This window comes from Enterobacter cloacae complex sp. 2022EL-00788, from assembly GCF_026627565.1.
Lineage (GTDB): Bacteria > Pseudomonadota > Gammaproteobacteria > Enterobacterales > Enterobacteriaceae > Enterobacter > Enterobacter pasteurii.
This window is the reverse complement of the sequence record NZ_JAPNMC010000002.1, coordinates 1-19,585: the sequence shown is the minus strand read 5'-3', so window position 1 is coordinate 19,585 and position 19,585 is coordinate 1. Positions and strand designations below refer to the sequence as shown.

The 19,585-nt window shown below is 56.5% G+C and carries 18 protein-coding genes; 5 read left to right on the top strand and 13 right to left on the bottom strand.

Annotation, left to right across the window (positions count from 1 at the left end; genetic code table 11):
- Nucleotides 1-72: 72 nt before the first annotated feature.
- From psiF to OWK27_RS02555, 4 genes are all read right to left on the bottom strand, one after another.
- Nucleotides 73-393 (bottom strand): phosphate starvation-inducible protein PsiF, encoded by a 321-nt coding sequence (psiF, locus tag OWK27_RS02570; protein ID WP_148420241.1) that lies wholly within the window; start codon nt 391-393, stop codon nt 73-75.
- Between the two features lie 281 nt (nt 394-674).
- Nucleotides 675-935 (bottom strand): anti-adapter protein IraP, encoded by a 261-nt coding sequence (iraP, locus tag OWK27_RS02565; protein ID WP_148420240.1) that lies wholly within the window; start codon nt 933-935, stop codon nt 675-677.
- A 209-nt stretch (nt 936-1,144) separates the two neighbouring features.
- Entirely contained in the window at nt 1,145-2,359 is a 1,215-nt protein-coding gene (locus OWK27_RS02560; protein WP_267589764.1) for a multidrug efflux MFS transporter, read from the bottom strand.
- A 169-nt stretch (nt 2,360-2,528) separates the two neighbouring features.
- Nucleotides 2,529-3,212, bottom strand: coding sequence for an extensin family protein (locus tag OWK27_RS02555; protein WP_267589763.1), 684 nt, complete (start codon nt 3,210-3,212; stop codon nt 2,529-2,531).
- Between the two features lie 104 nt (nt 3,213-3,316).
- Here OWK27_RS02555 and ddlA point away from each other — a divergent pair, with 104 nt between their 5' ends.
- Nucleotides 3,317-4,417: a D-alanine--D-alanine ligase gene (gene ddlA / locus OWK27_RS02550; RefSeq protein ID WP_193355694.1), complete on the top strand. Its 1,101-nt coding sequence runs from the start codon at nt 3,317-3,319 to the stop codon at nt 4,415-4,417.
- Here ddlA and OWK27_RS02545 read toward each other — a convergent pair.
- The gene (locus OWK27_RS02545) at nt 4,414-4,650 is read right to left on the bottom strand and encodes a DUF2754 domain-containing protein (protein ID WP_148420236.1); all 237 of its coding nucleotides are present in this window, start codon (nt 4,648-4,650) and stop codon (nt 4,414-4,416) included. The two genes, ddlA and OWK27_RS02545, sit on opposite strands and share 4 nt — an antisense overlap.
- Nucleotides 4,651-4,897: 247 nt before the next feature.
- On the opposite strand from OWK27_RS02545, the gene OWK27_RS02540 reads away from it, so the two are divergent.
- Nucleotides 4,898-5,200, top strand: coding sequence for a DUF2755 family protein (locus OWK27_RS02540; protein WP_148420235.1), 303 nt, complete (start codon nt 4,898-4,900; stop codon nt 5,198-5,200).
- Here the strand turns inward: OWK27_RS02540 and OWK27_RS02535 are convergent, their stop codons facing one another.
- Together OWK27_RS02535 and sbmA are read right to left on the bottom strand one after the other, a co-directional pair.
- Nucleotides 5,201-6,298, bottom strand: coding sequence for a DUF1615 domain-containing protein (locus OWK27_RS02535; protein ID WP_148420234.1), 1,098 nt, complete (start codon nt 6,296-6,298; stop codon nt 5,201-5,203).
- A 14-nt stretch (nt 6,299-6,312) separates the two neighbouring features.
- The gene (gene sbmA / locus OWK27_RS02530; protein ID WP_148420233.1) at nt 6,313-7,533 is read right to left on the bottom strand and encodes a peptide antibiotic transporter SbmA; all 1,221 of its coding nucleotides are present in this window, start codon (nt 7,531-7,533) and stop codon (nt 6,313-6,315) included.
- Between the two features lie 351 nt (nt 7,534-7,884).
- Here sbmA and ampH point away from each other — a divergent pair, with 351 nt between their 5' ends.
- Nucleotides 7,885-9,045, top strand: a complete 1,161-nt coding sequence (gene ampH / locus OWK27_RS02525) for a D-alanyl-D-alanine-carboxypeptidase/endopeptidase AmpH (RefSeq protein WP_148420232.1) — start codon at nt 7,885-7,887, stop codon at nt 9,043-9,045.
- A gap of 2 nt (nt 9,046-9,047) precedes the next feature.
- On the opposite strand, the gene OWK27_RS02520 is transcribed toward ampH, so the two are convergent.
- Both OWK27_RS02520 and OWK27_RS02515 read right to left on the bottom strand, forming a co-directional pair.
- Nucleotides 9,048-9,674: a helix-turn-helix domain-containing protein gene (locus OWK27_RS02520; protein WP_176611076.1), complete on the bottom strand. Its 627-nt coding sequence runs from the start codon at nt 9,672-9,674 to the stop codon at nt 9,048-9,050.
- Nucleotides 9,675-9,760: 86 nt separating this feature from the next.
- Nucleotides 9,761-12,535, bottom strand: coding sequence for an autotransporter outer membrane beta-barrel domain-containing protein (locus OWK27_RS02515; protein WP_267589762.1), 2,775 nt, complete (start codon nt 12,533-12,535; stop codon nt 9,761-9,763).
- 451 nt (nt 12,536-12,986) lie between these two features.
- Here OWK27_RS02515 and hemB point away from each other — a divergent pair, with 451 nt between their 5' ends.
- A complete protein-coding gene (gene hemB / locus OWK27_RS02510) occupies nt 12,987-13,961 on the top strand; it encodes a porphobilinogen synthase (RefSeq protein ID WP_014069064.1) in 975 nt (324 codons plus the stop codon).
- A gap of 72 nt (nt 13,962-14,033) precedes the next feature.
- Entirely contained in the window at nt 14,034-15,746 is a 1,713-nt protein-coding gene (locus tag OWK27_RS02505; RefSeq protein ID WP_148420229.1) for a lysophospholipid acyltransferase family protein, read from the top strand.
- A gap of 69 nt (nt 15,747-15,815) precedes the next feature.
- Here the strand turns inward: OWK27_RS02505 and tauD are convergent, their stop codons facing one another.
- The 4 genes from tauD to tauA are packed head-to-tail and all read right to left on the bottom strand — an operon-like array spanning nt 15,816 to nt 19,228.
- Nucleotides 15,816-16,667, bottom strand: coding sequence for a taurine dioxygenase (tauD, locus tag OWK27_RS02500; RefSeq protein ID WP_148420228.1), 852 nt, complete (start codon nt 16,665-16,667; stop codon nt 15,816-15,818).
- Nucleotides 16,664-17,491 carry a taurine ABC transporter permease TauC gene (gene tauC, locus OWK27_RS02495; RefSeq protein ID WP_267589761.1) on the bottom strand — a complete coding sequence of 276 codons (828 nt, stop codon included), beginning with the start codon at nt 17,489-17,491 and terminating at the stop codon, nt 16,664-16,666. The genes tauD and tauC overlap by 4 nt, the downstream gene beginning before the upstream one ends.
- Nucleotides 17,488-18,255 carry a taurine ABC transporter ATP-binding subunit gene (tauB, locus tag OWK27_RS02490; RefSeq protein ID WP_267589760.1) on the bottom strand — a complete coding sequence of 256 codons (768 nt, stop codon included), beginning with the start codon at nt 18,253-18,255 and terminating at the stop codon, nt 17,488-17,490. The genes tauC and tauB overlap by 4 nt, the downstream gene beginning before the upstream one ends.
- Before the next feature lie 10 nt (nt 18,256-18,265).
- Complete coding sequence (gene tauA / locus OWK27_RS02485; RefSeq protein ID WP_267589759.1) at nt 18,266-19,228, bottom strand: taurine ABC transporter substrate-binding protein; 963 nt, start codon at nt 19,226-19,228, stop codon at nt 18,266-18,268.
- Nucleotides 19,229-19,585 lie beyond the last annotated feature (357 nt).

Below are 19,585 nucleotides of genomic sequence, written 5' to 3'. Positions count from 1 at the left end.
ATTATAGAGAGGGGCATGTCGGGGAAAGTATGAAATTTCGGGTGAGCCAGCGTCGCGGCTCACCCGTTAGCACTACGCCTGTTTCTTAAGACACGCGCTCATAAACTTGCTGCGATCGTCCCCTTTCAGCATCTGCTGCGTTGCCTGGGCGTTACATTCGCGCATTTTTTGCTGCTGCGGAGTCAGGCTTTTTTCGCCCGGTTTAGTCGCGCCGTTTTTAAGACAGTCGCTCATATAGGTTTTGCGGGCGTCCCCTTTCAGGCTTTGCGACGTTGCCTGTTGATTACAGGTTGTCATGCGCTGCTGCTGCGGGGTCAGGGTTTTCTCTTCCGCGTGCGCTGAGGCGATCAGACACAGGCCGGATAACAGGGTAACCAGTAATGTTGTTTTCATTGCACCATCCTTTTGTGAAGTTCCACGTTAAGTCTGGTTCGTTGCGGGAAAAAAACCACCCTGCAACCATGATTTTCGTCGGGTTTCTCGATTATTTCAGCCCGAACGCGGCGTGGTTATCATTACCGGGACTCGCGAGAAGAGAGATATTTAACAGAGGACATAACGCGGTGTAAAAGCGCGCTCTGCTTCAGTTAATATTACTACCTGAAATAAAAACAGAGCGACTACAGGCATCCTGCATGACAATTCTATGACATGCCCTATTCGCATTCAGCAGGCTAGGTGCGAGGATGCCTTAATAGCTTTTTTACGTATTGCTGAAGCAGCTCCGCATCTTCAGCGGGCACCTGTGAATCGGGGCGAGCCTTGTCCAGCGCGCCTTCAACGTTGTCGATCAGCGCCTGTTGTTCCGGCTGCGCCATCTGTCGCAGCAGCGCCGTGACGACAATTTCAAGCGCCTCAACCTGGGCGACCAGCTCTTTCGACTCTTCTTCCTTTTGGGCAAGCTTAACCAACAACTCAGCAATGAGATTTTTCATGGCGCTATTTCCTTATGTGATTTTCCCTGAAATTAGCACTCTCCCTGAATAATGAAAAGCATGGATTAGTTTTATCTTATGCAAAAGTGACGTCGCTGCCAAAAATCATATTCAGCCCTGACAGCGAAACGTTTTTCTTTAAAAAAAAGGGCCGCATTTCGTTATATAAAAATGCGGCCTTCATAAGAATTAATAATATTTTATCGCGCTTACCGGACTGATTTTGCCGCGGCGATTTGCCTGCGACGGCGCAAGGCGAAGGCCAGCTGTATAATATTCAGAAGCACCACGACCGCCGTCGCGGCAAATACCCAGCGGAACCCCGCCATTGCCGAAACCGATGCGCCAATGAGCGGGCCGGCTACGTTGCCTAAATACATAAAGGACTGGTTATAGCCAAAAATGCGGCCCGTCACCTGGTCACTGGAATATTTCACCAGCAGCGTCTGAACCGCAGGCAGCATGGCGCCATCCGCAAAGCCAAGCAGGAAACGGAGCACCCCGAGCTGAAGCGGCGTCGTGACAAACGACATGGCAAAGAAGAGGATCACCGCAATGACAAGCGTCGCCATCAGGATACGCGCCGTCCCGATCCTGTCGCCCAGCTTCCCCAGACGCGGCGCAGACATCAGCGCCGACACGCCCGGCACGGCGGCAATCATCCCGCTCAGAAACGCGATGTTGCTGCTGTCCGGCTCCATTGACTTAATAAACAGCGCCAGGATAGGCCCCACCGAGCCGTTGCAAAGCTGGATCACCATCGTCGTAACGAAGAGGCTAATCATCAGGCCAGGATATGGCAGCGAGGCGAATACCGCCTTGCCGCTCAGGCGTTCGGATTTGCTGACCATTGGCCGCCCGCCCTCTTTGATCAGAAAAAGCGTAACCAGGAAGCTTATCGTCAGCAGAATGGCGGTGATGATAAAGACCGCGCGCAGGCCAACGTGGTCGGCCAGGAAACCGCCGAGCAGCGGGCCGCCGATGACCCCGCTAATCTGCGCGGTGGAAAGCGTGCTGAGCGCCCAGCCGCTTCGCTCACGCGGTACCTGCGAGGCCACCAGCGCCATCGCATTCGGGATATACCCGGAAGTCAGCCCCATGATTGCCCGCAGAATAAACAGCTGCCAGACGTTGGTCGCGAAGGCCTGAAGCAGGATGGCAATCGCCATTCCCAGCGAGGCGCGCAGCAGCATCAGCTTGCGCCCCTTGCGATCCGCCAGGCTGCCCCACATCGGCGACACGATGGCGGATACCAGAAACGTCACGCTGAACGTCAGGCCGGACCACATGGAGAGCGCTTCATGGGAAGTCACCCCGAGCTGCGACACGTACAGCGGCAGGAAGGGCAATATCTGGCTGATAGCCAGTCCGGTAAAGAAACAGCCGAACCAGACTGATATGAGGTTAACTTTCCAGGATTCCATAACAGAAATAGTCTTCATTTTTAGGCGAATTCGCCGACAGATTAGCAAGTTACGCGTGATGAGATAGCGCCAGAGATGCGGCCCTGCAGACTTCAGTGTTTTATCTGCCCAGTCATCATATTTGTGAAATAAGTCACAAAATATCCAAATTCTGGCGGAAGATTATGCTTTAGCGGCATAACCCATACCCGCGCATACCGAGATGGAAATGGTTGGCATGGGCGGCATTATAGTCCGGCCCCAGGCCGTTACCGTAATAGCCGCAGCTTGCCGACAGCAGCGCCTGTAGCCAGGGCCTGGTCTTTTCCGCCTTCCAGCCGTTGAGTATGGTAACGCGCTCTCCGTTTGCCAGCCGGAAGGCGCTGATATCCAGCGCGTCCGCCGTGGCGTGTTCGCTGCGCCGCGCGTCCGGACGGCTGTAGATGTTGCGGCAGGCAAAGCTGCCGAGGTGTTCGATGCGCGTGAGCTTGCTTCCCGTCCAGGACTGGGTGAGCGGCCGCGCCTGCTGGCTGACAAACAGAGCAGAACTTAACGCCAGCGGACAGCTGGCAAGAAAGCTACTGTTCAGGCTGACCGGACCAAAATCGCGCACCCGCACCACGTTACTCAGCGGGCATTCACCGGCGCTGTCAGCGACGGCCTGAGTGCGGATAAGCTGGCGCTGATTGGCCCGCGCCAGCAGGCTTTCGCACGCCTGAGGCGTTAAGCGCCGAAGCTTAAGCTGGGTTATTTTTCCGGGCGGATCGTCAAGCGTAAGCGGCACGAAAGGGTTGTAATGCGGCGGCAGCCAGCGGTAGCCCACCGCGGCAATCCCGGCAATAACGATAAGAATAAGCAGACCTTTTCCCCTCACGCGCCCTCCTTCAGCATCCCTCAAAACATTATGGCAGAAGGCCGCGAAACCCGCCGGGCATCGTGGTATGTTATTGGCTTTTCGTCAGACTGGAAGAGAGTGAGATGGCTAAGCAGCGCGTAGGTATTGTCTTTGGGGGAAAATCGGCAGAGCACGAGGTGTCATTGCAATCGGCCAAAAATATCGTTGATGCGATTGATAAAAGCCGTTTTGACGTCGTGCTGCTGGGCATTGATAAACAGGGCCAGTGGCATGTTAACGACGCCAGCCAGTATCTGCTGAATGCTGACGATCCGGCGCATATCGCCCTTAATCCTTCAGATATCAGCGTCGCGACTGTGCCAGGCGTGGTGCAGGGGCAGCTTATTGATGCCGGTAACGCCCAGGCGCTGGCACAGATTGACGTGGTATTCCCTATCGTGCACGGCACGCTGGGTGAAGATGGCTCCCTGCAGGGCATGCTGCGTATGGCCAACCTGCCGTTTGTCGGCTCCGACGTGCTGGGCTCTGCCGCCTGCATGGATAAGGACGTCACTAAACGCCTGCTGCGCGACGCCGGTCTGAATATTGCGCCCTTCGTGACGCTCACCCGCGCCAACCGCGATCGATACAGCTTCGCGAAGATTGAGGCGCAGCTCGGTCTGCCGCTGTTCGTCAAACCCGCGAATCAGGGCTCTTCCGTTGGCGTCAGCAAAGTGACCAGCGAAGCGCAGTTTACCGACGCCGTTCGTCTGGCCTTTGAGTTTGACCATAAGGTGGTGGTTGAGCAGGGAATTAAAGGCCGTGAAATTGAGTGCGCCGTGCTGGGCAACGATTTCCCACAGGCGAGCACCTGCGGTGAGGTGGTATTGAACAGCGACTTCTACTCCTACGACACCAAATATATTGACGACAAAGGTGCTCAGGTTGTGGTGCCGGCCGCGCTCGATCCTGACGTTAACGATAAGATCCGGGCGATCGCCATTCAAGCCTATCAGGCCCTTGGATGCTGCGGGATGGCGCGCGTCGACGTGTTCCTGACGCCGGATAACGAGGTGGTGATTAACGAAATTAACACCCTGCCGGGCTTTACCAACATTAGCATGTACCCGAAACTGTGGCAGGCCAGCGGGATAAGCTATCCGGAGCTGATCACACGCCTGATTGAACTGGCGCTGGAGCGTCACGCTGCCGACAGCGCCCTGAAGAGTTCCGTAAGCGGTTAATCGACTTTTTGCGTCGTTTCCGTACGATCCGCCGTCGCCTCATCGGGACGGCGGCGGATAATGAGTCCCGCCAGCCAGAAACTGATAATCCAGGTCACCAGCCCAACCGCGTAGGTTTGCCAGCCCTTAGCTTCAAATCCCAGCAGCCCGACAACACCGTTAAGAATAAAGATCAGCCCGATAGCAAAGGCGTAGTAATGCCAGTCACGGCGTAGTTTGGAAGTGAGCTTCATGACAACTCCGGCAGAAAAAAAGCTATCCTCTCACATTTTAATGCAGGCAACTGTGGCGAATACGTAAATTCTGAAATGTGGCAAAGCTTCACTTATGTTATCAATTTGTGACGTGATGCAGAAATCGACAATCCAGGAGGAATCCTGAGCCGTATTTCCCACGATTCTGATATTGACAAATGCTATGACCTGTCACACTCACCCTGTACGACGCGTATTAAAACAGAGTGATATTTCGGGAGGTCTTATGGCAGACTTTACATTGTCGAAACCGATTTTTGGCGGAAAACAACCAAAAACCTCCACGGCGGGGAATATTGCCTATGCCCTGTTTGTTCTGTTTTGCTTCTGGGCGGGAACCCAGCTGCTGAACATGCTGGTGCATGCCCCTGGCGTGTATGAGCAGCTGATGCAGGTTCAGGATACAGGCCGCCCGCGCGTTGAAATCGGTTTAGGCGTGAGCACCGTCTTCGGGCTCATCCCCTTCCTCGCGGGCAGCATGGTTCTGGGCGTGATTGCACTCGTCCTGCGCTGGCGCCACCGCCGCTGATTACAGTCCCATACAGCGCGCCCGACGATCGTCCACGCGTTTCGCGAACCAGGCGGTCGTCAGGTTACGCGTGATCTTCGGGCTTTCCAGCTGAATACCCGGCAGAACGGCTCTCGGTAACGGTTTACCACTCTTCTTCTCTGCCAGCGTAAACACCTGCTTATACAAATCCGTCTTCTCGAACGCCAGGCTGTCGCCCTTCTCCAGCTGACGGCGGATATCGCTGTCGCTCATCCCAAGCTTCGTCGAAAGTTTACGCACCGCTCGTTCGGTGGTACCCGCCTCGCTGCTGCCGTAAGCAATCAGATCGCCGTCCAGGGCCAGCTTCACGCCGCTGGCGCGGCTTACCGCATTCTGGAAGGCCGCGTTTCGGCTGGCGTACCAGCCCGCGTTAAAGTCAGCAAAGCGATACAGCGGTTTGTCGTAATTAGCCGGATAGTTCAGCAGGTGATAAGTCCCAAACCACAGCCCACCGCGCAGGGAGAAGACTTCCTGACGCACCGTACCGTCGATCTCCCACGGATAGCCGTCGGTATGTTTTTCCGCAAAGGCGATGCTGACCTGCATCGGGCCGCCGGTATGTACCGGGTTCAGCGAGCCAAACAGCCTCTGCCCCATCGGCACCATATTGATAAGATCGTCGAAAATGGCGCTGAGCTGTTTCTCGGTCTTCACCGCATCCAGCCGTTCGCTGTAGCTTTTACCGTCTGGCGAGGAGATTTTAAGGGCGGTATGCACCAGGAAGACCGGGATGTGCAACGATTCGGCCCGGCGGTCTATCTCTTTCCAGGCGATTTTGTTCAGGCCGGGCACGACAGGATCTGACTGATACATCGACTCCTGCTGCGCCACCGCCAGCACCGAGCAGATATTCTCCTCGGTAGGCGCTATCTTCTGGCTTTTGAAGGTCGTTGCCAGAGCCTGCGCCCACGCATTGCGATCCTTCACGCTGGCGGGCATTTTTTGCCGCACGACGCTCGCCACATCCACAGGCTTTTCACCTTCCTTGAGCGGTGCGGCCCCTTTTTCGGCACAGCCCGCCAGCACGAAGGCGGCGAGCAACGTCAGCGGTAACGCACGTGGTACGGCAAATGGCATAGCAGTTCCCTGTCTTATCCTAATGTATGAGTAACTTCCTGCAGATCCTTATCGTCCAGCTCACGTTCGAAGCTGCGTAAGCGCTTATAGATGGACATCAGCTCCACCAGCGTGGTCCAGGAGCTAATCAGGTACTGGAACGAACCGCGAACCTGACCAAATACGTTGGTGATCTGGGTCATCAGACCGAGCGTAATGGTACCCGCAACGATAGACGGGAACAGCAGGAACAACCCGAAAACGTTATCAACCTGCAAATAAAGAATGCGCGCGATATTAAAATACATGTAATGGAAGTAGAGACGGAAGTAGTTACGACGTACGGCGCCAAACAGCTCACGCACGGTAGGCGGTGACGCACGGTCAGGATCGTCTTCGCCATACACCAGCTCTTTACGGTAGGCCGCCTCCACGCGCTGATTTTTGAACTCCAGCCCGGGCAGCTTGATCCCCACCACGGCCAGCAGCCCGGTCCCCATCAGCGACCAGACAATCGCGGCAATCACCAGGCCGTACGGCAGATGGCCGACTATCGGCAGCTCCGGAACATGTGACGAGAGCGTCACGAGCACCGGCAGGAAGGCGATCAGCGTCATGATGGCATTGATAAAGCTCACGCCCATATTCTCAAGGGTAGAGGCAAAGCGCATGGTGTCTTCCTGCACACGCTGTGCCGCACCTTCGATATGACGCAGGTGCTGCCAGTGCGCCATATAGTGTTCGTTCATCGCGGTACGCCAGCGGAACACGTAGTGGCTGACGAAGAAGTTATTCATCACGCCGATCACGACGGCGATGAGGGCGATGCCAAGGAAAATGCCCACCTCATGGTAAAACTGGTTTATGGTCACCTTGTGCGGCGAGCTCAGTGCCGTCTGGATCAGATCGTAGAACGGCGCATACCAGGCGTTGACCGCCACGCCCACTTCCACCAGGAACCAGGTAACAAAGATAATTAACGACGTGCCGAGAATCGACCAGTACTGCCAGCGGTGAGGTGAATAGAGGAACCAGAAGATGGCGAACAGCCCCACGCAGAGCATGTAATAGGCGTAGAAAAGCAGATAGCTCATGGACCAGAAGCGCGCCGCGCTTATGGGAATATCGCCCGTCGCGCCCGTAAGACGGGTCAACCACGCGCCGCCACCGGCCTGCCAGAAAATGACAGCCAGCAGTGCCCAAATAAATGCCGACAGAAAAAATGGCCCCGGCTTTGGGAAAAAAGACTTAAACATTGTGCTTCCTTCTTGTTGTTATGGCTGTTGCTGTGCTCAACATATCACCACGCGAAACCTTGCCTGTGCCAGCCGCCCGGCTCAGGCAAAAAAGTCAGACCTGCGGCTTAATTATTAGTTCGCTTTCCGGTTTCCCGGAATTGTTTCGGTCCGTTTCATCTGCAGCAGCCATCATAGCGACTATCATACGGTCGATGTCACAAAATGGGAGCCGGGTCGCAAGTAATTTATTGTTATTTACCCATGGTTACGTTTTTCTCGCTATCGTTATGCAAATCGGGCCATTGCTCCGTACCGATTAGTAGTATAAATACCCGTAACTTTCCTTATTCACTTGATGGATGTTTTTCGTTGAAACGTTGTCTGCTCTCTTTCGCCGCGCTGTGTGCGGTGAGCCTGTCTACCGCCCAGGCAGCTCAGCCTCTGACGGCCCCGGTGCTGGCCTCTGACATTGCCGATCGCTATGCAAACCTTATCTATTACGGCAGTGGGGCGACAGGCATGGCGCTGGTGGTGATCGACGGTAACCAGCGGGTGTTTCGCAGCTTTGGTGAAACGCGCCCGGGAAATAACGTTCGCCCCCAGCTGGATTCCGTTGTCCGTGTGGCTTCCATAACCAAGCTGATGACCAGTGAAATGCTGGTGAAGCTGCTCGATCAGGGCGTGGTGAAACTCGACGATCCGCTCAGCAAATACGCGCCGCCCGGCGCCCGCGTTCCGACATATCAGGGAACGCCGATCCGGCTGGTTAACCTGGCGACCCATACCAGCGCCCTGCCGCGAGAACAGCCCGGCGGCGCCGCGCATCGCCCTGTATTTGTCTGGCCAACCCGCGAGCAGCGCTGGAACTACCTGAGCACCGCGACCCTGAAGTCTGCCCCGGGCTCGCAGGCTGGCTATTCAAATCTGGCGTTCGATCTGCTGGCCGATGCCCTGGCGACGGCTTCGGGTAAACCCTACCCGCAGCTGTTTGAAGAACAAATCACGCGTCCGCTCGGGATGAAGGACACCACCTTTACCCCATCCCCGGACCAGTGCAAACGCCTGATGGTGGCAGAGAAAGGGGCAAGCCCGTGTAACAACACGCTGGCGGCCGTTGGCAGCGGAGGCGTTTACTCCACGCCCGGCGATATGATGCGCTGGATGCAGCAGTTCCTTTCTTCAGATTTTTACGCGCGCAGCAATCAGGCCGACCGTATGCAGACGCTTATCTACCAGCGTGCGCAGTTACGTCGCGTCACCGGCATGGACGTCCCCGGGAAGGCGGATGCCCTCGGTCTGGGCTGGGTGTATATGGCGCCGAAAGAGGGCCGTCCGGGTATTATTCAGAAAACCGGTGGGGGCGGCGGATTCATCACCTACATGGCGATGATTCCGCAATCAAACGTGGGAGCGTTTGTGGTGGTCACCCGCTCCCCGAACACGCGCTTCGTGAATATGAGTGATGGCGTGAATAACCTGGTCGCCGAACTGAGCGCCAACAAAGCGCAGGTTCTTACCGCGTCGAACTAGCCTCAATAGTCCGTGGGCAAGCGGTTAATACTGACCAGCTTGCCCCGGCTCATATTGATGTAATTCCCCTGCCGCAGCGCCGCCAGTACTTCTGCAACCACCGAGCGTGAAATACGCGTGCTACGCTGAATATGATTCATAACACCAATTTTTGAGCGTAGCGTGTCATCCCACTCGGCCATATTGATCAGCATCGCCCGTATCTGGCTGTAGGAACTATTTCCCACCAGCTGCATATCGCGCTTACCCATAATATGGTTAATCCAGGAGAGCCAGCAGAAAGCGTCCTGCCAGAGATCCTCCTGCTGAATAAGCTGGCACGTCGTTGAGGCGGGCAAATAAAAGCCTGAACAGGGAGTTTGTGCCATCAGGGAATATTCCAGATAGCTGTCATTTACCCATGCGCTCAACCCATAGATAAAAGGTGCCCGCGCAATACCTACAAGAAGCTCATCTGATTTACGGTGAACGGCGATTAGCCCGGACTGTATTACAAAGGTGGATGGCTCATCATCATTATTGCCGGTTGTTATTAATTGCTGTGGTTCGTGCTTAAAGGGGGTACCGGCGACTTCCAGACACTTTACGAGCCGGCTTAATTCAGAAAGTGGTTTCGCATTAACGTTCATGCATACCTCAAGTCATCTGTATCTGTCGGTTCTTTATTATTTTTAAACCATATAAAAAAGCGGGGGTAAAATCCCCCGCGCTTTCTTTACCAGGTATATTTCACACCCAGGTTTGCTCCCCAGTTCTGGTCAACGTCGCCGCCGCCCAGATAAGTCGCGTCAGTGTAGGCACTGAAGTTTTTCGTGAAGCTGAACTGGGTGCCCAGCCCCACGCGAACTGCCGAGCCTTCAACGCCGTTATCAATACTGTCAGTGTTGATATCCGCATTGTTGTCAGCATCGTCATACACGTAAGCCAGTTTGAAGTAAGGCGTCAGCGCCTGTTCACCGCCGTAGTTGAAGGTATAACCTGCATCCACGCCGAGTTCATAGCGCATGCTGTCGTAAGACTGACCATCAATACGCATGTCGTTGCTTAACTGGTAGTCATCACCAGACTGGAACAGGCCGGAGATCGCCGCATAAGGGGTGATGTAGCCGGACAGGTTTGGTTTCCAGTCATAGCCCAGCTTCATCCCAAAGCCAACGGCGTCAGTGGTGGTATCACCATCAACATACTGGCCGTTGCTCATTGTGGCAGAGAGCTCGTTGTTGAAGCGGGTGTAGCTCAGGGAACTGTCGAGGAAGATGTCGTTCATGAACTTCGCCGACGCGTAGATCATCGCCGTCTGGCTGTCCTGATCGACCTGACCCGTACGATCGCTGATATCGCCCTTCGCGAAGCCTGCCGCACCGCCGACAATCCACTTCGCATTGTTACCGTCGATCTGGGTATCCAGGCCAACCATAATGCCGCTTACGTCCTGATCGTAGCTGACGGTGCCATTATCCGCGTCAAAGTTGCCGCCGAAGTAGCTCACCCATGCTCCGCCGCTGTCGGCCAGGCCATGACGGCTGTTGGTCAGACGCGTGCCCACGGTATCCTGCTGCAGATTCCAGATGTTGGTATTGGCTGAAGGAATGCTCAGCGCCATGTTGGCGTAGTCGGTCAGCGCTTTCTGCTCCAGAACAACCGTGTCGCCCTTCTGCTGCGCCTGATAAGTGTATGCACCTAAATCGGCTTTGTTTGCGGCAGTAAAGCTGGCTGCGGTATCCGCGTTATTGTCGTAGACGCGAACGATCTCTTTGTTTTTGTAGTCGGCAACGGAACCTGCGCCGGTTGCATCGTCGATGCGCACCTTATAGTTACCCGCAACATCACCGTTCACCGCCAGATGGCCGTCAGAGTTCAGCGCGACAACACCATAGTCGTAATCCGCTTTGTACCGATCGTTGGTGATATAGCGTGCGTTGTTCAGGTCGCTGTTCAGCACATAATCGCGGCTGGCAACGTCGAGCACACCGCCGTCGGTCAGCACCATATTGTGCGTATCAACCTGGCCCAGTCCAAGCGCCAGCTCTGCACCGTTATCCACGGTAATGGTGTTGGCATACAGATCGGCGGTCTCTTCAGTCAGTGCCGCGCGGCTGCCGCTGTCCAGATACAGGCTGTCGGTTGCCACGGCTCCGCTGTCGCCGATATTCATGGTAGACGCATTGGTCAGGGTGATGGAATCCGCCAGCAGGCCAGAGTTTTCGACGTTGACCTGAGAGCGGTTGTTCACCTTCAGCGCGTCAATGTTAGAGACCTTACGGGTATCCCACTCGGAACCGTTATCCAGCGCCACGTTGAACAGACCGCTCTGATAAACCTCTTCACCGGCAACGTGGCCGTTGCTGTCGAAGGTAGAGTCAGGCCAGATGCTGTTCGGGGACAGCGCGTGCCAGTCAACGTTGCTGTAGCCCTGACCAAACATCTGCGACGTGCCGATAGCTTCCACGCTGGACTGCGCTGCACCGACCCACTTACTGCCGTTTGTCAGCGTAACATCCAGCTTATCGGTGCCATCCCAGCCGTTGGTGGTTGGGTTGTAGACGCCATCGTCTGTGGTGTCCGTTGCCGCATCGCCATTCTCGTAGAAGTTGTTATCGAAGGTGCTGGAGAAAAGAATGTCACCCGTTACGGTGGAGCGATCGAAGGTGGCCGTGGTTTGCATGGCGTTATCCGACGCGCCGGCGGCGACGATCAGTGCCGCGTCATCCGCACCGGTGGCGTTGGTTTCACCGTAGTCGCTCGGCTTCGCCGTTTGACCATAGAACCCGCTGGTGCCCAGATCGCTGTACGCGCCGGAGGTCAGCACAGAGTCTTTCACCACCAGCGTATCGGTAAAGACGTTGCTGCTGTTAGCCACGCCTTCTAGGCCGTCGTAGGGGGTGTTATCCAGTTCCTGATAACCCTGGGTCAGGGTGATACCCGCGACGTGGGAATTATTCTGAATGACGATATCAGACTCAACGTCCAGGGTAATGGCGTTACCCAGACCGAAGGTGTCCTGATAATGCGTTTCAGTGGTATCACCGTTGACGACATCATACGCGTAATGCTCGTACGTATCGTTGATGGTGGAGTGATCCACCGTCAGGCTGAAACGATCGTACTGGGTATGATGGTTACCGTCGGTATCCAGGCCATCAGCACACGTCGTGGTCATGCATTTTGACGTGATCATGCCGTTAACGGTGCTGTTAGAAATGCTCAGCGCATGCGCGCGGCCATTGGCACCATCATCCAGATAGTATGTCGAAATAACCCCGTTCACGGTTGATTTATTCACGACCGGATAAATATCACCGTCATGGGTGGCGTCTGAATAATTCCAGTCAGCGTAACCATAAAACCACGGTGCGGACGCCGTATTGTCATATCCAAAAGTATTATATGTCGTTCCTGATATATCTTTCGCATTGGCCTGAGAAGCGATAGCCAGGGTGCAGGCTAATGCAAGTTGAGATACAACCAGTTTCTTTTTCCATGTTTGCATTGGGTCATCCCTCCTCAGGGACGTAAGCAAGTTTGTCCATCAAATCATTTAGCAATTTTTAATTGCGGAAGGAATTATGCAGTTTCATTTCGAAAAGGTTCAATGAATGATTCCATTAAGTCCGTATCCAGACAAATAAGATTTACCACCCGGATTTATATCAGCCATTATAAATAAAAATCATAAAATCAGCACATTGCACGATTATTGTATTGGCTAAGAAAATATAATAAAAAATAATAGATCATTTATAATGATACATTCCCTGCGATACAGAAATAACACCAATATTTCAAAGCGAGTAAAAAAACCTGATTACGTTTGGAATAAATAAATGCATTGCCGCGCGTTTCGGCGCATTTTGCAAAATCAAAAAGCCCACTTTAGTAAAACACCGCCCCCGGCTTTCAGGTACACTATCCCTCTTTGTTCCACAAACATCAGGCATACCATGACCGATTTAATTGCACGTCCCCGTCGCCTGCGCAAGTCACCCGCACTGCGCGCCATGTTTGAAGAGACAACACTGACCCTAAACGATCTGGTGTTGCCGATTTTTGTTGAAGAAGAGATCGATGACTACAAAGCCATCGACGCGATGCCAGGCGTGATGCGCATTCCAGAAAAGCATCTGGCCCGCGAGATCGAACGCATTGCGAATGCGGGGATCCGCTCGGTGATGACGTTCGGGATCTCCCACCACACCGACGCTACCGGCAGCGATGCCTGGAAAGAGGACGGCCTCGTCGCCCGTATGTCTCGCATCTGTAAAGAGACCGTACCGGAGATGATCGTCATGTCCGATACCTGCTTCTGTGAATACACCTCTCACGGCCACTGCGGTGTGCTGTGCGATCACGGCGTGGACAATGACGCAACCCTGCTGAATCTTGGCAAGCAGGCGGTTGTCGCCGCCGCTGCGGGTGCAGATTTCATTGCGCCTTCCGCGGCGATGGACGGCCAGGTGCAGGCGATCCGCCAGGCGCTGGATGCCGCTGGCTTCACCGACACCGCCATCATGTCCTACTCCACCAAATTCGCCTCCTCCTTCTACGGCCCGTTCCGCGAAGCAGCGGGCACGGCGTTGAAAGGCGATCGTAAAACCTACCAGATGAACCCGCTGAACCGCCGCGAAGCCATTCGTGAATCGCTGCTGGATGAAGCTCAGGGCGCAGACTGCCTGATGGTGAAACCGGCGGGTGCGTATCTGGATATCCTGCGCGACATCCGCGAACGCACCGAGCTGCCGCTGGGCGCGTACCAGGTGAGCGGCGAGTACGCGATGATCAAATTCGCCGCACAGGCCGGCGCCATCGACGAAGAGAAAGTGATCCTCGAAAGCCTCGGGGCGATCAAACGCGCGGGCGCGGATCTGATCTTCAGCTACTTCGCGCTGGATCTGGCCGAGAAAAAAATCCTCCGCTAATCTTCACCAAACTGCAATACAACCGACATCTCCTCCTTCTACTGTCTGGGCAAGACGGCAGGAGGAGTGATCATGTTTAGTCTCGACAGCGTTCTCGATGACCTTTGGCCTCAGGCGAGGCCCGCACCCTGGCAAAAAAGTCTGTTAAAAAGACTGTTCCACGAAGACGAATTTCAGCAGTTTGCCGCCAGCCACCGTCACCTGAAAGGGCTGGACATGGTGGAGCAGGTTCTGGAACACCTCGATATTCTCTGCACCGTATCCGCACGCGATCTCGAACAAATCCCCGAACACGGTCCGCTAATTGTGATGGCTAACCACCCGACGGGCACCCTTGACGGGCTCGCGCTGCTGTATGCCGTCTCCCGCGTGCGCCGCGACGTCAAGGTGGTCACCAACCGGATGCTGTCCCATCTGGAACCGCTCAGTTCGCTGTTTATTCCCGTGGACAATATGGGCGGCAGAACCGCAAAAGCGTCGCTGGTGCAGATGGAGCAACATCTGCAAAACGCCGGCGTGCTGATCTTCTTCCCGGCGGGAGAAGTTTCCCGTCCCACGCGCAAAGGCATCCGCGATAAAAAATGGCATCCGGGCTTTATCAAGCTGGCCGGCAAGCTGCGGGTGCCGCTGCTGCCGGTGCATATTCAGGCGCACAACAGCCTGCTTTTTTATGCCAGCACGCTGGTCTCGCCGACGCTGTCCATGCTGCTGCTGATGCAACAGATGTTTCGCCGCCGTCACAGCCAGCTGCCGATTAAAATCGGCCAGCAGATTGCCTGGAATGCCGGCTTTAGCGCCACCCTTTCATCGCGTGAAATGGCCGAGCAGTGCCGTCAGCACGTGATACGTCTCGGCAAGGGACTGCCCGGCGTCTTTAAAACCCGGTGCGCCATTGCCCGCCCTGAAGACAGGGCCACGCTTAAGCGCGAGCTGGCACAGGCCGAGTGTCTGGGCAAAACCAGCGACGGTAAAACCATCTATCTCTGGCAGCGCAACGGCCAGGAAGACGCGCCGCTGCTGCGCGAGCTGGGACGCCTGCGCGAGATTGCCTTTCGCGCCGTGGAGGAAGGCAGCGGGAAGCGTCGGGATACCGACAGCTACGATGATGATTATCTGCACCTCATTCTTTGGGATGACGACGATCTGGAGATTGTCGGCGCGTACCGCTTTATGCCAACGGCCATGCAGGTGGAAAAACGCGGCGTCGAGGGGTTGTACAGCTACAGCCTGTTCCACTACGACGAAAAAATGCAGGACATTCTGGAGCACGGCATTGAGCTGGGGCGAAGCTTTATACAGCCGCGCTACTGGGGGCGTCGCGGCCTGGACTATCTGTGGTCGGGCATTGGTGCCTATCTGGCGCGCTATCCGCACTACCGCTACCTGTTTGGTCCGGTCTCGATCTCCGGCGGTTTACCGCCAGCCGCGCGGGATCTGCTGGTGGCGTTTTATCGCCTCTGGTTTCCGGCCAGCCATCCGTTAGCCGCCTCGCGTCAGCCCTACCCGGCCTCACTTCCGGACGTGCTGGCCCAGTTTGGCGGCGTGGATTACGTGGACGATCTGACGAAGCTGAAATCCCTGCTCGGCAATCTGGGCTGCGGCATCCCCCCGCTCTATAAACAGTATTCCGAGCTATGCGAGCCGGGCGGCGTGCAGTTTATTGATTTTGGCAGCGACCCGGCGTTTAACAACTGCGTCGACGGGCTGGTGCTGGTAGACCTGTGTTACCTGAAGGCGAACCGCTATCAGCGGTATATTGAGGCGCATTTAATACCCTCCCCCTAAAAGGGAGAGGGTGAAAACCGCCCCGGTCAGTCCCCTCGCCCCTTTGGGGAGAGGGTTAGGGTGAGGGGCTCAAACCGCACGGTAGAACGGCTTATCCCCCAGAATGGTTGCCCGCTGCATAATCCTTCGCTGCGGCAGATAATCCGCATTGGCATAATGCTGCGTCACGCGGTTATCCCAGATCGCCAGATCGTTCTCCTGCCAGCGCCAGCGCACCTGAAACTCCGGTTTGGTGATATGGGCAAACAGGAAGCCGAGCAGCGCCTCGCTCTCTTTTTCCGTCAGATCCACAATGCGTGTGGTAAACCCTTCGTTCACAAACAGCGCCTGCCTGCCCGTCACCGGATGGGTACGCACCACCGGGTGCAGCAGCGGCGGATGCTTCGCGACCGCCTCCAGCCAGCGCTGGTGCTCCTCTTGCGTCTTACGGTACTTATATTCCTGGAACGATTTTTTAAAATCATGCTCCGCCCGCAGGCCGCTCAGCAGGGTCTGAAACGGCGCGGAGAGCGCCTCAAAGGCCGCAATTCCGCTGGCCCACAGCGTATCTCCCCCGGTCTCCGGCAGCCGTTTTGCCGCCAGAATCGCTCCGGCCGGGGGCGTCTCGATAAAGGTCACATCCGTATGCCAGTTGTCGTTATCCGGCGGATTATCGTTGTGGGTATCCAGCACGATAATTTCCTCCACGCCTTCCGCATGCGGATAAACCGGGTGGATATGCAGGTCGCCAAAGCGCAGCGCCAGCGCGCGCTGCTGCTGCGGGGTGATGGCCTGCTCGCGCAGGAACACCACCTGATGGCGCAGCACCGCGTGGTATAGCTGCTCAAACTGGTTATCGCTCAGCGGACGGGTCACGTCCAGGCCCGACACCTGCGCGCCAATGTACGGCCCCAGCGGGGTAATGGTCAGACGTTCACTCATTGTATTTCTCCATGCCAGGGCGTCAGGCGACGCTGTAGCGCGCGCAGTCCCAGTTCTAAACCAAAGGCGATTGCGGCGATTAACGCGATCCCTGCCAGCACCACGTCAGTCGCCAGGAACTCCCCCGCCGACTGCACCATAAATCCCAGGCCGCGCGTGGCGGCAATCAGCTCTGCGGCGACCAGCGTTGACCAGCCCACGCCAAGGCCGATGCGCAGCCCGGTTAAAATCTCCGGCAGCGCGCCCGGTAAAATAACGAACAGCAGCACCTGAGCGCGGCTGGCGCCGAGCGACTGCGCCGCACGAATGCGCACCTGCTGAGCGCTTTTCACGCCGGCCAGAGCCGACATGGCTACCGGCGCGAAAATCGCCAGATATATCAGCAGAATTTTTGAGGTCTCGCCGATGCCAAACCAGATCACCATCAGTGGCAGGTAAGCCAGCGGCGGCACGGGACGGTAAAGCTCAATCAGCGGGTCGAGAATGCCGCGCAGCGTCGAACTCAGCCCCATCGCGATCCCCACCGGAACGCCAATAAAGACCGCCGCGAGCAGCGCCACCAGAATACGCGACAGGCTGGCGCCCGCGTGCTGCCAGAGCGTGGCATCCATAAAGCCCTGCGGCCCGGCGATGGCGATCAGCTTTTCCAGAACCTGACCCGGCGGCGGCAGAAACAGCGGGCTGATCCACTGCTGCGCGGCCACCGCCCACCACAACGCCAGCAATACCACCACCGTGCCAACGCTCAGCGTGAGTTGACGCGGCAAAGGCCAGCGCCAGCGCATCCCGGTACGGCGGGATTTTTCACTGAAGATAATGCTCATGAGAACGCCTCCCGCTGCTCAAACACGCGGCTTAAGATGTACTCCCGCTTCTCGATAAACAGCGGATCGGATTTGATGCTGCGCACCGGCTCTCCCGCCACATAGCGCCGGGCAAACGCTAGCGGCAGGCGCTCCATCACCCGCCCTGGCCCCGGCGAGAGCAGCACCAGTTCCGTCGCCATAAATACCGCTTCTTCGATATCGTGGGTAATCAACAGCACCTGCTTACCGGTCTCGTGCCACAGGCGCAGCAGCAGAGTTTGCATCTGCTCGCGGGTGAAGGCGTCCAGCGCGCCGAAAGGTTCGTCCAGCAGCAGAAGCTGCGGGTTGGCCGCCAGCGCGCGGGCGATGCCGACGCGCTGGCGCTGCCCGCCCGAAAGCTGCCAGATAAAGCGTTTTTCGGCACCTTCCAGCCCAACCTTTTTCAACATGTCGCGCGCGGTATTCAGGCGCCGCTCACGCTCGACTCCGGCCAGCTGCAGACCAAACGCGACGTTCTCCTGCACGTTACGCCACGGGAGCAGCCCTTCATTTTGAAAGACCACGCCGCGCTCCGCGCCCGGGCCTTCCACCTTTTTTCCTTCCAGCTGAATTGTGCCGTGCTGATACGGTATAAACCCGGCGATCAGGTTCAGCAGCGTCGTTTTCCCGCAGCCGGACGGCCCCAGCACGACCAGCAGTTCGCCGCTGTCCAGCGTCAGGTTGATCTCCTTCAGGGCAGGCTTGCCGTCGTAATCGGCGGACAGGTTGGTAATATTCAGCATTGCAGCCCCCTTATTTCACGAAGCGATCGGTCACGTAGGCGCTATAGTCCGCCGCCACCGCAGGCACTTTGCCCTGCTCTTTCAGGAAGGCCGCGGTATCTGCAATCGCTTTGCTCACCGGCCCGTTCAGCTGCTGGACCTGCTGCGCAGGCGTCAGATAGGTATTGCCCTTCACCAGCCCCGGCACGTCCGCTTCCGGTACGCCGCTCAGACGTGAGAGCTTTTCCAGGTTCGCAGGCTGCTTAAGCCACTCATCCGGGTTGCGGATGTAGGGCTGCTGGGCGTCAATGGCGCTTCTGGCAAAGGCTTTCACCACCTCAGGGTGTTTTTCGGCAAAGTCCTTACGAACCACCCAGACGTCGAGGGTTGGCGCGCCCCACTGCCCCACTTTTTCGGAGTCGGTCAGCACGGTGCCGTCTTTTTCCAGCGCGTTGACGGCGGGGGCCCAGACGTAGGCGCCATCAATGTCGCCGCGCTGCCAGGCCGCGATTATCGCCGGAGGCTGAAGATTCAGAATTTGCACCTGGCCCGGCTTAATGCCCCAGTGTCTGAGGGCTGCCAGCAGGCTGTAATGGGTGGTGGAGATAAACGGCACCGCGATGCGTTTGCCGATCAGATCCTCAGGTTTAGTGATGGTTCTCTTCACCACCAGCGCTTCGGAATTTCCAAGCTGCGACGCCAGCAGGAAAACCTCAATCGGCACCTGCTGGCTGGCGGCCACCGCCAGCGGGCTGGAGCCGAGATTGCCAATCTGCACGTCGCCGGAGGCTAACGCCCGCACAATCGCCGCGCCGCTGTCGAACTTGCGCCAGTCGACTTTCGCACCGCTCTCTTTGGCGAAGGTATTATCCGCCTGCGCGACTTTCGCCGGTTCCGCAGAGGTTTGATACGCGACGGTCACGTCCACCGCCTGCGCCTGAAAAGCCCACAGCGCCAGTGCGCCGAGTAATGTGATTCGCGATGAAATTGCCATAGTGCCTGCTCCCCCTGTTGTTATGGGGGCAGTATTTCCGGCGCGGGAATTTTGATAAAGGAATTAAAAAGCATCGCTAATGACGATTCGTTTTTAGAAAAAAAACGGGAAAGGATAGTGAATTTTGTGCGGTTGGTTTTTTCCCTCTCCCACCGGGCTCAGGGTTCCCCAGTAATTTTTTAAGCAGAAGCAATAATGTTGCTTTCTGAATGACTGAGGGCTGTCAGCGGTGCCCTGGTCCGGCTGTAAATCGCTGAGGCGTTTCCTGCAGGCCGGGGCGAGGCGCAGGGATGCGCCGAGAGGGCGGCTTTACAGGGACGTTACATCCGCCCGTACCCGATAAGCCGGAAGGAATAA